Annotated in this window: 11 protein-coding genes; all 11 read left to right on the top strand. The window is 49.0% G+C overall.

From position 1 onward, the window contains the following. Positions 1 to 87 precede the first annotated feature (87 nt). The 11 genes from EXU85_RS15890 to EXU85_RS15840 all read left to right on the top strand — a co-directional run bounded on the left by EXU85_RS15890 (position 88) and on the right by EXU85_RS15840 (position 14,558). On the top strand, positions 88 to 1,545 hold the full coding sequence (locus EXU85_RS15890) for a CoA-acylating methylmalonate-semialdehyde dehydrogenase (protein ID WP_142773028.1): 1,458 nt from the start codon (positions 88 to 90) through the stop codon (positions 1,543 to 1,545). A 116-nt stretch (positions 1,546 to 1,661) separates the two neighbouring features. Continuing rightward, positions 1,662 to 3,008, top strand: a complete 1,347-nt coding sequence (locus EXU85_RS15885; RefSeq protein ID WP_142773027.1) for an aminotransferase class III-fold pyridoxal phosphate-dependent enzyme — start codon at positions 1,662 to 1,664, stop codon at positions 3,006 to 3,008. A gap of 103 nt (positions 3,009 to 3,111) precedes the next feature. Further along, positions 3,112 to 4,167: a nucleoside hydrolase gene (locus EXU85_RS15880; protein WP_142773026.1), complete on the top strand. Its 1,056-nt coding sequence runs from the start codon at positions 3,112 to 3,114 to the stop codon at positions 4,165 to 4,167. A gap of 102 nt (positions 4,168 to 4,269) precedes the next feature. Then, positions 4,270 to 5,793 carry an NCS1 family nucleobase:cation symporter-1 gene (locus EXU85_RS15875; RefSeq protein WP_142773025.1) on the top strand — a complete coding sequence of 508 codons (1,524 nt, stop codon included), beginning with the start codon at positions 4,270 to 4,272 and terminating at the stop codon, positions 5,791 to 5,793. 65 nt (positions 5,794 to 5,858) lie between these two features. Then, positions 5,859 to 6,236, top strand: coding sequence for a GxxExxY protein (locus EXU85_RS15870; protein ID WP_142773024.1), 378 nt, complete (start codon positions 5,859 to 5,861; stop codon positions 6,234 to 6,236). Between the two features lie 95 nt (positions 6,237 to 6,331). After that, positions 6,332 to 7,714, top strand: coding sequence for a dihydropyrimidinase (gene hydA, locus EXU85_RS15865; RefSeq protein ID WP_142773023.1), 1,383 nt, complete (start codon positions 6,332 to 6,334; stop codon positions 7,712 to 7,714). A gap of 125 nt (positions 7,715 to 7,839) precedes the next feature. After that, positions 7,840 to 8,706 (top strand): nitrilase-related carbon-nitrogen hydrolase, encoded by an 867-nt coding sequence (locus EXU85_RS15860; RefSeq protein ID WP_246859574.1) that lies wholly within the window; start codon positions 7,840 to 7,842, stop codon positions 8,704 to 8,706. A gap of 104 nt (positions 8,707 to 8,810) precedes the next feature. Continuing rightward, the gene (locus EXU85_RS15855; protein ID WP_142773022.1) at positions 8,811 to 10,157 is read left to right on the top strand and encodes an NAD(P)-dependent oxidoreductase; all 1,347 of its coding nucleotides are present in this window, start codon (positions 8,811 to 8,813) and stop codon (positions 10,155 to 10,157) included. A gap of 75 nt (positions 10,158 to 10,232) precedes the next feature. Next, the gene (gene preA, locus EXU85_RS15850; RefSeq protein ID WP_142773021.1) at positions 10,233 to 11,501 is read left to right on the top strand and encodes an NAD-dependent dihydropyrimidine dehydrogenase subunit PreA; all 1,269 of its coding nucleotides are present in this window, start codon (positions 10,233 to 10,235) and stop codon (positions 11,499 to 11,501) included. A gap of 111 nt (positions 11,502 to 11,612) precedes the next feature. Next, the gene (locus EXU85_RS15845; RefSeq protein WP_142773020.1) at positions 11,613 to 12,968 is read left to right on the top strand and encodes a uracil-xanthine permease family protein; all 1,356 of its coding nucleotides are present in this window, start codon (positions 11,613 to 11,615) and stop codon (positions 12,966 to 12,968) included. Positions 12,969 to 13,139: 171 nt separating this feature from the next. After that, the gene (locus EXU85_RS15840) at positions 13,140 to 14,558 is read left to right on the top strand and encodes an FAD binding domain-containing protein (protein WP_142773019.1); all 1,419 of its coding nucleotides are present in this window, start codon (positions 13,140 to 13,142) and stop codon (positions 14,556 to 14,558) included. The last annotated feature ends 78 nt before the right edge of the window (positions 14,559 to 14,636 follow it).

The following is a 14,636-nucleotide window of genomic DNA, read 5'->3' as shown; positions in this document are numbered from 1 at the left end:
AAATAATACAAATAGTTGACTGGTATCTATATAATTTTTAGTTTGCATTTCTCTTTTCTGCAAAAAATGCAGGCCTACAACAAAACCATGAAATACGCTGCTATTCAAAACTATATAAACGGGCAGTTTGTCGATCCCACGACCGACCGGACGTTAGCCGTAATTTCCCCAGTCGATGGCACCCTACTGTCGACCGTACCGCTATCGACTGCTGCTGATCTGGACGCTGCGGTACAAGCGGCTAAAGCCGCCTTCCCAGCCTGGAGCCGAACGACAATTAAGGAAAGAGTTCAGGTCTTTTTCCGGTATAAAGCCCTGTTAGAAAAGAACTTAAGAGAGTTGGCTTTATTAGTTCAGGAAGAAAACGGCAAAACCTACGACGAAGCCGTTGCTGAAATCGAGAAAGGTGCCGAACTGGCCGAATTTGCCTGCTCATTACCCCAGATCGTGACGGGCGAGATTCTGGAAGTAAGCCGTGGGGTTGAGTGCCGGACCGAACATGTGCCGCTGGGTGTTGTCGCCAGTATCGTGCCGTTCAACTTTCCGAGTATGGTACCGAACTGGACAATTCCAAATGCAATTGCGCTGGGTAATTGCATGATTATTAAGCCATCCGAGAAAGTACCGTTAAGCGTTGGCCGATTAGCCGAACTATTGCAGGAAGCTGGCTTGCCCGCGGGCGTTTTCAACATAGTTCAAGGGGATCGTGAGGTGGTCGAAGCCATCTGCGATCATCCGGGCATCGAAGCCGTTTCCTTTGTGGGTTCGACCAAAATTGCCAAAGTCGTTTATAAGCGGGCAACCAGTAATTACAAACGCTGTCTGGCACTGGGTGGCGCTAAAAACCACCTCATTGTGCTGCCAGACGCCATTCCGGGCATGACGGCCCAAAACATCACGGCTTCTATGGCCGGTTGCGCTGGTCAGCGGTGTATGGCTGCATCGGCAATGGTTGCCGTTGGGCCGGTGGATCATATTATTGCCAAACTTTGCGAAGAGGCACAAAAAATGGTGCCGGGCAAAAATCTTGGCTCAGTCATCAATCGCGAATCCAAAGAGCGCATTGAGCGCTATATTACGGAAGCCGAAAGCCAGGGAGCCAAAGTGCTGGTTGACGGTCGGAACCCGATTGTCGAAGGGAAAGAAAATGGCACCTATGTGGGTGCAACGGTGATTGACTATGTCATGCCCGATATGGCCATTGCCAAAGAGGAAATTTTCGGTCCAGTCATCAGCATCATGCGGACCAACACGGTCGATGAAGCGCTGGCCATCGAAAACGCCAATCCGTATGGAAATGCGGCTTCGGTATTTACCCAGAATGGCGGCATGGCGCGGTACGTGATCGATAAAGCCAGCGCCGGTATGGTGGGCGTCAACGTGGGCGTACCCGTTCCGCGCGAACCGTTCTCGTTCGGCGGCTGGAACGAAAGCCGTTTCGGTGTGGGCGACATCACTGGAAAAAGCTCCATCGAATTCTGGACTAAACTGAAGAAAAGCACCACAAAGTGGAACCCCGAAGCGGGGATAAATTGGATGAGTTAGACTAATTAGTTTGATGTTTGGAGTTTGACGTTCGAAGTTGGCTGACGCAAGAATGCTAACGCGCCAGCCAACTTCAAACTTCCAACTACGAACTTCAAACCATTAACAAAACCAAAATGATCGACACAGCAACGCTTTCCGAAACGCAGGAAGTCCTTCAGGACAGCTTTGATTACACTGTATTTGCCTGGAGCAAACAGAAAAATATTTCACCCATTGCCGTGAAATATGCCAAAGGCGTTTACCTGTATGATTACGATGACAAACGCTACATCGACTTTTCGTCGGGCCTGATGAATGTGAACATTGGTCATGGTAATCAGCGCATTACGGAGGCTGTTGTTCGGCAAATGCAGGAAGTGAGTTATGTGACGCCCTACTGCGTGACCAAAGTTCGGGGGGAGTTAGGCAAGAAATTAGCCGAAATATGCCCCGGCGATCTGAACAAAGCGTTCTTCACGCTCTGTGGTGCTACGTCCAATGAAGCCGCGATTAAACTGGCTCGCTTGTACACGGGACGGCACAAGATCATAAGCCGCTACCAATCCTATCACGGTGCCACCTACGGTACGTTATCGGTAGGCGGTGACCCCCGCAAACTACCCGACGATTCGCAACAGGCACCTAATTTCGTGCATATCGATATTCCTTATAAGTATCGCTGGAATCACGACGAGGCAAGCATGCTGACGGATTCAGTTGCTCAGTTAGAGCGCGTTATCGCCTACGAAGGACCGGGTAACATTGCGGCCATCATGCTGGAAGGAGAATCGGGTACATCGGGCTGTTTGCAGTATCCGGTCGGTTATTTAGCCGCCGTTCGGGAAATCTGCGATAAACACGGCATTCTGATCATCATGGATGAAGTCATGAGCGGCTTCGGACGAACGGGCAAATGGTTTGGCTTTGAAAATCACGGCATTGTGCCGGATCTGGTAACTATGGCGAAAGGGATTACCAGTGGTTATATCCCATTCGGCTGCCTAATGGTGACGGATAAAATTGCGTCTCGATACGACGATACCGTCCTGGCAACCGGCATGACCTATGCCGCTCATCCGGTTGGTTGTGCGGCTGCGCTGGAAACGCTGAAAATTTATGAAGATGAGAATCTGATCGAGAATGCGGTCGAAATGGGCAAGTATATGGATGAGCAAGCGGCCATACTAATGGAAAAGCATCCAAGCATCGGCGACTTTAGAAATACGGGGCTACTGGGCTGCTTTGAGCTGGTCAAAAACAGAACGACTAAAGAACCAATGGCTCCGTTCAATGCCAAGCCTGAAGAAATGGCTGTGATGAGCAAAGTAGCTGCCAAGATCAAGGAGCTAGGCATGTACACCTTTGTTCGCTGGAGTTACATTTTCGTGGCCCCTCCCCTCTGCGTTACCAAAGAGCAAATCGACGAAGGATTGGCGATTATCAGTGAGGCAATAAAAATTGCGGATGAATATGTAGCATAGAAAGTGGTGTTGGGCACGGTTTTCGCGGCTCTTTTCGGTATACATGATGATCTATCGATAACATGGATCGATCACTGTAAACCAACAACTACTCAACAACATTATGCGCACATCTAGACGCAAGTTTATCAGGGTACTTTCTTTGGGAACGGCTACGGCAATCTATCCTGCGGCAACGTTTACGTCGTTCGGAGGCATGCCAATTGCTGCCGATCCCGCAAAACGCATTATTCTTGATAGTGATACGGCTACGGACGATGCCCTCGCAATTCTTTTGGCGGTATCGTCTCCCAAATTGAAAGTTGAAGCCATTACCATTACCTGTGGAAACGTCGGTTTTGAGCAGCAAACGAAAAATGCGCTGTATACGCTTCAGGTAGCGGGTAAGAAAGGACAAATCCCTGTTTATAAAGGCTCTGATCGTCCACTGGTTCGGGAGGTTTTTGGCAATGCGACCTATGTGCATGGTAAGGATGGCATGAGCGATTCGTTTTTCCCGGACCCAGTTCAGAAGCCGGAGACAGAACATGCGGTCGATGCGATAATTCGATTAGTGGAGAAGTATCCGAATGAGCTAACGATTGTTGCCATTGGCCCGCTTACCAATGTTGCGTTGGCACTGCAAAAAAAGCCGTCCATCGCGAAACAGGTTAAAGAGGTGTATTTTATGGGTGGTTTCTATAAGTTTTATGGCAACGTCAATCCATTAGCCACCTACAATGCCTGGGTCGATCCAGAAGCCGCCCGACTTGTTTTTCAATCGGGCATCCCGATCCGGACGGTCGGGTTTGATGTGAGCGTAAAGAGTTCGGTCTTTACCGATGACGATTATGACAAAGTGGAAAAGCTGGGCACGAAGTATTCCGATTTTTTCATGCAGATCAATAAGGTTCGTCGGAAGTATTGCAAAGAGCACCAGAAGATGAATGGCTCCAATCACCCGGATGCCATCACCGTTGCCGCTGTCATTGACCCTAGCCTCATTACACAATCCGTATTTCGGTATGTAGATGTTGAAACAAAGGGAGAATTGACGGTTGGTGCTCTGGCAATCGACGAACTGGGTGTCTGGAAAAAACCACCGAATACGAACATCAGCGTCGAAGCCGACGAAGCCAAGTTCAAGAAAATGGTATTTGATACATTGAAATTGAGTTAACAAGTTTGTAGTTCGAAGTTTGACGTTTGTAGTTATGTTATCCCGTACTATTCTACGAACTTCAGACTACAAACTTCGAACTAGAAACCTTAAACTACAAAAATGCAACTAGCCCAAGAAACAACTGTAGACGAGTCATCGGCTCTCTACAGCGAAGATTTAGCCCCCATTCCTGCGTCGAAACGAACGTGGAATACCTGGAATTATGCAGCCTTATGGATCAGTATGAGCCTGTGTATTCCTACGTATATGATGGCTAGTTCACTCATTCAGGGCGGCATGAACTGGTGGCAGGCCATTTTCACCATCTTTCTGGGCAATACGATTGTCCTGATTCCTATGGTCTTGAATGGCCATGCCGGTGCTAAATACGGTATTCCGTTCCCTGTTTTGGTTCGATCCAGTTTTGGCACTCGTGGCGCAAATATCCCGGCCTTGTTACGCGCCATTGTAGCCTGTGGCTGGTTCGGCATTCAGACCTGGATTGGCGGCTTTTCGATCTACCAGATGCTTCGGTTATGGATTCCATCATTGGAAACACTGCCCCAGTTGTTTCCGGCTTCCTTTGGTTTACAGACGGGTCCTGCAATCTGCTTTTTTCTGTTCTGGCTGCTAAATATGTACGTTGTGTACCTCGGCGTCGAAAGCATCAAGAAGTTACTGGTTTTTAAGGCGTTCTTTTTACCCGTAGCGGCACTGGCGTTACTCTGGTGGGCAATCTCCGCCGGGAACGGCCTCGGCCCTATTCTGGAGCAACCCGCTAAATTCGCTGACTCGGCAGCGTTCTTCGCGTTTTTCTTCCCAGCCTTAACAGGCATGGTTGGTTTCTGGGCAACTTTATCCTTGAACATTCCTGACTTTACACGCTATGCCACCAGTCAGCGGGCACAGATTAAGGGGCAGGTTATTGGACTTCCGCCCGCCATGACGCTCTTCTCATTTATCGGCGTAGTCGTTACCTCAGCTACGACCATTATCTACGGCACTACTATCTGGGACCCGCTCGTTCTGGCCGGCAAGTTCGACAGCAAACTCCTGGTCAGTGTTGCCATGATTGCGGTGGCTATTTCAACCCTGGCGACCAACATTGCCGCTAATATTGTCAGTCCGGCCAATGATTTCGCCAATCTGGCTCCCTCCAAAATTGATTTCCGAAAAGGTGGCTACATTACCGGCATCATTGGTATCCTGATTTTTCCCTGGAAGCTCATCGCCGATCCAACGGGCTTCATTTTCACGTGGCTGGTCGGCTATTCCAGTTTACTAGGGCCGGTCGGCGGCATCATGATTGCCGATTATTTCTTCCTTCGTAAACAGAAACTGGTGTTGGCCGATCTGTACAGTGAAACGGGGATTTATCGTTTTAAAGGTGGATTCAACAACGCAGCCATCATCGCCCTTCTTGTGGGGATTCTACCAAACATACCCGGCTTTCTAACCACCATTCAGGTTATTCCGACGGACAGTGTTCCCGGCTGGATTACGCAGTTGTACAACTACGCCTGGTTTGTTGGTTTTTTTGTTAGTGGTGCGGTGTATTTGGGGCTGATGAGGAATAAATTTTTAACCGCAGAGAACACGGAGTTTATCGCAAAGAGCACAGAGGATTTATCTATAAATACGTAGCGAACTCTGGGCAAATCTTTGCGTTCTTTGCGGCTGAAGTAACCCAAAAGGAACACAAAGATTATATGATAGAAAATGAAGTTTCACATAAAGTTATTGGGCTTGCGATGGAGGTGCATTCAGCATTAGGCCCAGGTTTGTTAGAAAGTGCTTATAAAGAATGTTTATACTATAAAATCATAAAATCCGGGCTAGTAGTTGAAAAAGAAAAACCAATGCCATTGATTTTTGAAGAAGTAAAGCTGGAATGCGGCTATAGGATAGATATACTCGTAGAGAATAAATTAGTCCTAGAGATAAAAAGTGTAGAGACTTTAACCGATGTTCATTTAGCACAAACACTGACCTACATGAAGTTGGGGAATTATAAATTAGGGCTGCTTATGAATTTCAATGTACTTCGATTGAGGGATGGAATAAAACGAGTCGTAAATGGTCTTTAAATCTTAGCGATACTTTGCGAAAACCTTAGCGTGCTTTGCGGTTTAAAAAATTTACCGCAGAGAGCACAGAATTTTTCGTAAAGAACACAAGGAATATGTCTATACTGATTAAAAACGGTCAAATTATAACAGCGGCCGACGATTACGTTGCTGATATCTTCATTGAAGGTGAAACGATTAGCGCTATCGGCAAGAACTTACCCGTTCAGGCCGATACGACTATCGACGCCACCGGTAAGCTGGTATTTCCGGGCGGTATCGACCCACACGTGCATTTAGCCATGCCATTCATGGGCACCTTTTCGAGCGATACCCACGAAACCGGAACGCGTGCAGCTTTGTATGGTGGCACAACGACCGTTATTGATTTCGTGCTGCAAAAACAGGGGCATTCGCTGAAAGAAGCCCTTGCCGATTGGAACTCCCGCGCTCAGGGTACCACTGTTGGCGACTATAGCTTCCATATGGCCGTGACGGATTTTAATGAAGATACGAAGGCTGAAATTAAAGTAATGGTTGAGGAAGAAGGGATCACGTCCTTCAAAACCTTTATGGCCTACAAAGGCGCGTTGATGATCGATGACAGGCAGATGATTGGCCTGATGCAGGAGGTGAAAAAGCAGGGCGGTATGGTCACCGTTCACGCGACCAACGGCGATGTGATCGATTATCTCACGGCCAAACATCGGTCGGAAGGTAAACTGGCCCCACTCTACCATTACCTCTCGCAACCCGAAGTAACCGAATCCGAAGCCAGCGGCCGTTTTTCCGACATGGCCGATTACACAGGTTGCCCCGGCTATATCGTCCATATGACCTGTGAAGGAGCCTTAAACGCGGTTCGGAATGCGACCCGACGTAATCAGAAAGTTTTCGTTGAAACCTGTATCCAGTACCTGGTTCTTGATGCATCACTTTATGAGCAAAATTTCGAAGGTGCTAAGTGGGTGATGAGCCCGCCGTTACGGGAGAAAAAAGATCAGCAATCCCTCTGGGCCGGTATCAACCAGGGATTGGTACAGGTGGTCGCAACGGATCATTGCCCGTTCATGTGGGAGCAGAAACTGATGGGGAAAGATGATTTCTCAAAAATTCCCAACGGGCATCCGGCCATCGAAAATCGGATGGAATTACTGTACAGCGAGGGCGTTCACAAAGGTAAGATCACGCTGAATAAGTATGTCGAAGTGGCCTGTACGAACCCGGCTAAAATCTTCGGTATGTTCCCGCGAAAAGGAACGATTGCTGTGGGTAGCGATGCGGACATTGTCATTTTTGACCCCAACGAAACACATACCCTTTCGGCCAAAACCCACCACATGAACGTCGATTATTCGGGTTACGAAGGCTGGGAATTAACCGGAAAAGTAAAGACCGTCCTGTTACGTGGTCAGGTAGCTATCGATGGCGATAAATGCCTGGTTGATAAAGGATACGGGAAGTTTATTAAGAGAAGTAAAGTGAGCGGGAAGATTTAAAAAAGGTTTGAGGTTTGGAGTTTGATGTCTGAAGTTGGCTGACGCGTCATTGTTCATGCGCCAGCCAACTTCAGACATCAAACTCCAAACCTCAAACTCTAGCAAACAACTAACACAAAACCAACATGCCACGAATTATCAAGTCTGGATTGATACAAATGAGTCTGCCGATGACCGAAGGGGAAGGCACGATGGAGGAAATTAAAGAGGCAATGATCCAAAAGCACATCCCGCTCATTGAAGAAGCTGGTGAGAAAGGGGTGCAGATTCTGTGCTTACAGGAGATATTTAGTACCCCCTATTTCTGTCCGGGCCAGAACAGCGCCTGGTATGCGTCGGCAGAGTCCGTTCCCGGCCCAACCACCGACCGGATGGCCGAGTACGCGAAGAAATACAAAATGGTAATGATCGTGCCCGTCTACGAAAAAGAACAGGCGGGCGTACTGTATAATACAGCAGCTGTCATTGACGCCGACGGCACCTATCTGGGCAAATACCGCAAGAATCATATTCCCCATACGAATGGGTTTTGGGAGAAGTTTTTCTTCAAGCCCGGTAACCTGGGCTATCCGGTTTTCCAGACGATGTATGCCAAAGTCGGCGTCTATATCTGTTACGACCGGCATTTCCCGGATGGAGCACGGTGCCTCGGTCTGAATGGGGCCGAAATCGTGTACAATCCGTCGGCAACAGTCGCTGGATTGTCGCAATACCTCTGGAAACTGGAGCAACCTGCCCATGCGGCTGCCAATGGCTATTTTATGGGGTGCATCAACCGCGTTGGTGAAGAAAAACCCTGGAATCTCGGTCGGTTCTACGGCTCGTCGTATTTTGTCGACCCACGCGGGCAGATTTTCGCTCTGGCTTCGGAAGACAAAGATGAACTGCTAATCTCTGAATTCGACCTCGATATGATCGACGAAGTCCGCAGCACCTGGCAGTTCTTCCGCGACCGACGGCCGGAGACGTATGGCAAATTGGTAGAGTTATAACTTAATGGATAATGTAAAATGAATAATGGATAATGCCAGTGCAGGAATTCATTATTTTTCGATGGTACTCATTTTACATTATTCATTGTACATTATCCATTAAAATGCCCATCCTCAACAACCGCTTAACATCGGAACAATACGAGCAAAACTTCAGCGATATTCACCCGCCCTTCGATTCCCGTGAAGCGGCTCTGGTGGAAGCGAATCGCTGTTTGTTTTGCTATGATGCCCCGTGCATAAAAAGCTGCCCGACGAGCATCAACATTCCGAAGTTCATTAAGCAGATTACGACTGATAATGTAAAGGGTTCAGCATTTACTATTCTCGACGCCAACATCATGGGGGGCGGCTGCTCGAAAGTGTGCCCGGTCGAGAAATTGTGCGAAGGCTCCTGCGTCTATAACTTTCTGGAAGAACCACCCATTCCGATTGCCAAACTGCAACGCTATTCGACGGAGAAAGCCATTGAGAACAAATGGCCGCTCTTCCAGCGCAAGCCATCTACGGGTCGTAAAGTAGCGGTCGTAGGCGCTGGTCCAGCAGGATTGAGTTGCGCCCATGTCCTGAGTCGGGAGGGGGTCGACGTGACGATCTACGAGAAGGAAGCGAAAGGCGGTGGGCTGATGACCTACGGCATTGCGGCCTATAAAGTGACGCCTGAATTCTGTGAGGATGAGGTCAATTTTATCACGTCATTAGGCGGTATCGATATTAAGTATCAACAGGAACTTGGCAAAACCGTCACACTGGCAGAATTACAGGCCAATTACGATGCAGTCTACATCGGTATCGGGGTGGGCGTTGCCAGACAGTTGGATATTCCCGGCGAAGACCTCGTAGGGGTTGAAGATGCGATCCGCTTCATTTACGACATCCGCGAGAAGGGCTATCCGTCTATCCCCGTTGGCGACAAAGTAGCCGTTATTGGCCTTGGCATGACGGCCATCGATGCAGCTACGCAAGCCAAACGACTGGGAGCTAAAGAAGTAACCATCGTTTATCGACGCACACAGGCCGAAATGCCCAGCACCGAAGTCGAGCTAAATCTGGCTAAACTGGATGGCTGTACCATCATCTGGCTGGCATCGCCCAAAGAAATCATAGGCGAAAATGGACAGGTTACCCAACTGATTTGCAATGTAATGGAGCTCGGCGTTCCCGATACGAGCGGCCGTCGGTCGCCGGTGGAAACGGGCGAAACAATTACGCTGGATGTCGATATGGTGATCAAAGCCGCGGGGCAGGTTCCGTATGAGGATTTGGTCAACAGTAATCAGCTCAACCACTGGAACGGCAAAGTAGCGATTGACAGCAACTGTGCCACCAACATTCCCGGCGTCTTTGCCGGTGGCGACTGCGTAAACGGCGGCAAAGAAGTGGTCGATGCCGTGCAGGCGGGCAAGGATGGGGCAAGGGCGATAGTAAATTTTTTAATGTTTAATGCATAATGTAACATGAATAATGAAGGCTACTAACACTTCATTGTTCATGTTACATTATGCATTATCAATTTCTACTAATTCATGGCGGATTTACGCGCAAACTTCCTCGGCATCAAATCGCCAAATCCGTTCTGGCTGGCGAGTGCCCCACCGACGGATAAACAATATAACGTGCTCCGGGCTTTCGAAGCGGGTTGGGGTGGTGTAGTCTGGAAAACACTGGGCAGTCAGGTCAAAAACGTTTCCTCCCGCTATTCGTCCATTGATTATGGCGGAACGAAGATGATGGGTTTCAACAATATAGAACTCATTTCCGACCGTCCGCTCGACATCAACCTCCGTGAAATCGCTGAGTGCGTGCGTCTGTTCCCCGATCGGGCGATGATCGTATCACTCATGGCAGACAACTCCCGCGAAAAGTGGCACGAGTTGATCGCTCAGGTCGAAGATACGGGCGCACATGGCCTCGAACTCAACTTCGGCTGTCCGCACGGCATGACCGAACGCGGTATGGGTGCGGCTGTAGGTCAAGACCCCGAAATTGCTAAAATGGTGGTTGAATGGGTGATGGAGAAAGCCACACTACCAGTCATTACCAAACTGACGCCCAATGTCCATTCGGTGGTGCCAACGGGCCGGGCATCGGTCGAAGGAGGCACCAACGCACTGTCGCTGATCAATACCATTCAGTCGATCACGGGTGTTGATCTGGATACGTTTGTGCCCAATCCATATGTAGCAGGCAAGTCAGTTTATGGCGGTTACTGTGGTCCTGCCGTTAAGCCAATCGCCCTAAAAATGCTGACGACCATTGCACAGGACCCCATGACAGCACACGTGCCCATTTCGGGCATTGGCGGGGTGAGCACCTGGAAAGATGCGGTTGAGTTTATGCTGCTGGGAGCCTCGAATGTGCAGGTCTGTACGGCCGTCATGAAACACGGATTCCGAATCGTTGAGGATATGATTGATGGCATGAACAACTGGATGGACGAAAAAGGCTTCAACACCCTCGACGATTTCATCGGCAAATCGGTGCCAACAATCACGCATTGGGAAGACCTGGACATCAATTACCACATCGTTGCCAACATCGATCAGGACAAGTGTATCCATTGTGGCCTATGTTACATCGCCTGCGAAGACACCTCCCACCAATCCATTAATTTGACGTTTGGCAATCCATACAACACCTATTCCATTAAAGAAGATGAGTGTGTTGGCTGTAATTTATGTAAATTAGTATGTCCGGTCGATAGCTGTATCACGATGGTGGAGCAACGCAAGGGCGACGAGTACCTGAACTGGAAAGAGTTCCAACGGCGCGGCCTGCCCTTGAACGATCACTAAGCATTTAATGGAAAATGAACAATGAATAATTGGGAAGCGGTTAAGTAGCTCAAGAATTTACCATTATACATTATACATTTTTCATTATCCATTATCCTTTTCAACTAGACTATGAGCGAACCCGTTAACGCGCAATCTACCCGTCTCGTTTACGGTCTGGAAGACAAGGTTCCTTTGGTTCCGGCGCTTTTAGTGAGTTTACAACAGGTTGGGGCTATGGTGGTCGGCACCATCACACCAGCGCTGATATTGTCGGGTATCCTTCACTTTGACCCACAGGATACCGCTTATTTAGTAAGCATGGCGTTGGTAGCGTCGGCACTGGGTACGTTTTTGCAAACGATGCGGCTCGGTTTCATTGGCTCTGGCTTACTGAGCATCACGGGTACCAGCTTCGCTTTTTTGGCACCGCTTATTCAGGCGGGTGTAACGGGCGGCTTGCCGCTTATGGTCGGTATGTCGCTGGCAGGAACGCCGGTACAGCTGGCATTAGCCCCTTTTCTGCCCAAACTAAAACGAGTCTTCACACCCTTAGTTTCGGGAATTGTGGTGTTGCTAATCGGCCTTTCATTGATTCCGACGGGTATGCGAAGTATTGCCCAATTGCCGGCCGAAGGTGCCCCGGCCTGGAGTGGTGGTCTGGTTGCCCTGATTGTCATTGTGGTCATGATCATTGCTCAATCGATTGGCAAAGCCTGGGCTCGAATGGCTGCTGTACTCGTTGGCGTGGTTACGGGTTATACGATTTGTGGACTCATGGGTTGGCTTCAATCTCCTGCTCCGAGCAATGGTTCCTGGCTCACCCTTCCGCAGCTGTTTCCATATGGCTTGGCCTTTAAATGGGAATTACTGTTTCCATTCGCGTTTATATACCTCGTTTGCGTGCTGGAAGCGATGGGCGATATTACAGCCACCTCTCAACTGTCAGGCTTACCGACCGATGGCCCTGACCATTGGGCTCGAATTCGTGGGGGTATCCTAGCCGACGGACTGACCTGCATTGGATCGACGTTGATTGGTGGCTTTCCGAGTGCTACCTACGCCCAGAACAACGGGGTGATTCAAATGACAGGAGTTGCGGCTCGCCGAATCGGCTGGATCATGGCGGTTATTCTACTATGTCTGGGCCTCTTTCCACCAGTTGGGCGCTGGATTACCGTAATGCCATCCTGTGTACTCGGCGCGCTGGCTATCATGCTTTTTGGCTTAGTGGCCGTTTCGGGACTTCGCCTGATGGTATCTGGCGGGTTATCGCAACGGGATGCGCTGATTGCTGCGATTTCTTTAGGCGTTGGCATTGGGGTTCCATCGCAGGAGGAGTGGTTAAAAACGCTTCCCACCGTTGTGCAGACGTTCCTGGAATCGGGCGTTTCGGCAGGTGGATTAGCGGCCTTACTGCTCAATCTGTTACTACCAGCAGAAGGACGAAAGAAGATGATGGGAAAAGAACCTGCCGAAATGTTATAGTAATTGAAATCCTTTACTATTAAGACACTAATTTATTAACCACAGAGCGGTCCGCCGATGCGGCACAGAGAACACAGAGTTTAAAATCCATTGTAATCTCTGTGTCTCTGTGCCGCATCGGCGGACCGCTCTGTGGTTAATTTTAACTTTATTTAAGCCTCGCATTTACTTTTGATTACTTTCATCCTCAATACTAAAGAAGTCAGTACGGCACTGTCCCCTAGCACGCCAGTGCTTGATTTTGTGCGGTATACTCAGTACCTGACCGGCACAAAAATTGGCTGTCGGGAAGGCGATTGTGGAGCTTGTACGATATTAGTTGGTGATCTGTCTACCGGAGAATTACGCTACCGCTCAGCCACTTCCTGCCTGATGCCGCTGGGAAATGCACATGGGAAACATATCGTGACCATCGAAGGGCTCAATATGGCCGAGCTGAACCCAATACAACAGGCCATGGCCGACGAATCAGCAACGCAATGCGGATTTTGTACACCGGGCTTTGTTGTATCGATGGCTGGCTTCTGCCTAAGCAAAAAAGTGCCAACCCCACAAAATGCCATTGCTGCTGTAGATGGCAATATATGCCGATGCACGGGCTATAAATCCATCGAACGGGCCGCTGCCCGCGTTGCCCAGTTACTGGAAGAACGGAACGAGCAAGTTCCGGTAAACTATGCCGTGAACCAGACTATTCTTCCTGCCTACTTTGCCACTATTCAGGAGCGTTTACAAACGTTATCGACAAGCCTGAACGGTGAATTGGCGAATGATAACCCAGGTGCTCAGCGCGTTGGGGGTGGAACAGACGTCTATGTTCAGAAACACGACGAAATCAAGGATGCTTCTATCCGGTTTCTGTTCGATACTGCTGGACTAAAAGGCATTAAGCAGGCAGAAAATCAATGCCTGATCGGCCCATCCACAACGGTGACCGATCTGATCGAATCGCCGGTAATGCAGGCCTACTTTCCTGATTTCAAAGACTATACGAAACTGGTATCGTCTACGCCGATTCGGAATATGGCGACCATTGGCGGCAATTTCATCAATGCCTCCCCCATAGGCGATTTTACCATTTTCTTCCTGGCATTAGATGCTACGCTTACGTTTAGCGATGGTAGTCTGTTGCGGGAGGTAGCGCTCCGGGATTTATACAAAGGCTACAAAACACTCGATAAACGTCCCGAAGAACATCTGGAACAAATCCGGTTTAACTTGCCCGACAAAGGCACCCGATTCAATTTCGAGAAAGTCAGCAAACGAACGCATCTCGACATCGCCAGCGTTAATTCGGCGATTCAAATCACTGTACAAGATGATGTCATTACCAACGTTAGGTTATCCGCCGGAGGCATCGCGCCGATCCCCAAACGACTGACAAAAACAGCGGAGTTTCTAACCGGAAAGCTGCTGACCGAAGAATTGATTCTGGAAGCCATAACCATTGCCCAAACCGAAATCGCGCCCATCAGCGACGCCCGTGGCACCGAAGCCTATAAACGACTGCTGCTCAGCCAACTGATCAAAGCACACTTTATCAAGCTGTTTCCGGCATTAGAAGTGAAGCTGTTGCTAAACATAACCTAACCGCAAAGGGCGCAAAGGTTTCGCAAAGTTCGCGAAGGAAAAACAGATTGTTCATTGCGAACTTTGCGAAACCTTTGC

It is taken from the genome of Spirosoma sp. KCTC 42546 (genome assembly GCF_006965485.1).
Classification (GTDB): domain Bacteria; phylum Bacteroidota; class Bacteroidia; order Cytophagales; family Spirosomataceae; genus Spirosoma.
This window is presented reverse-complemented; position numbering and strand designations above follow the sequence as displayed.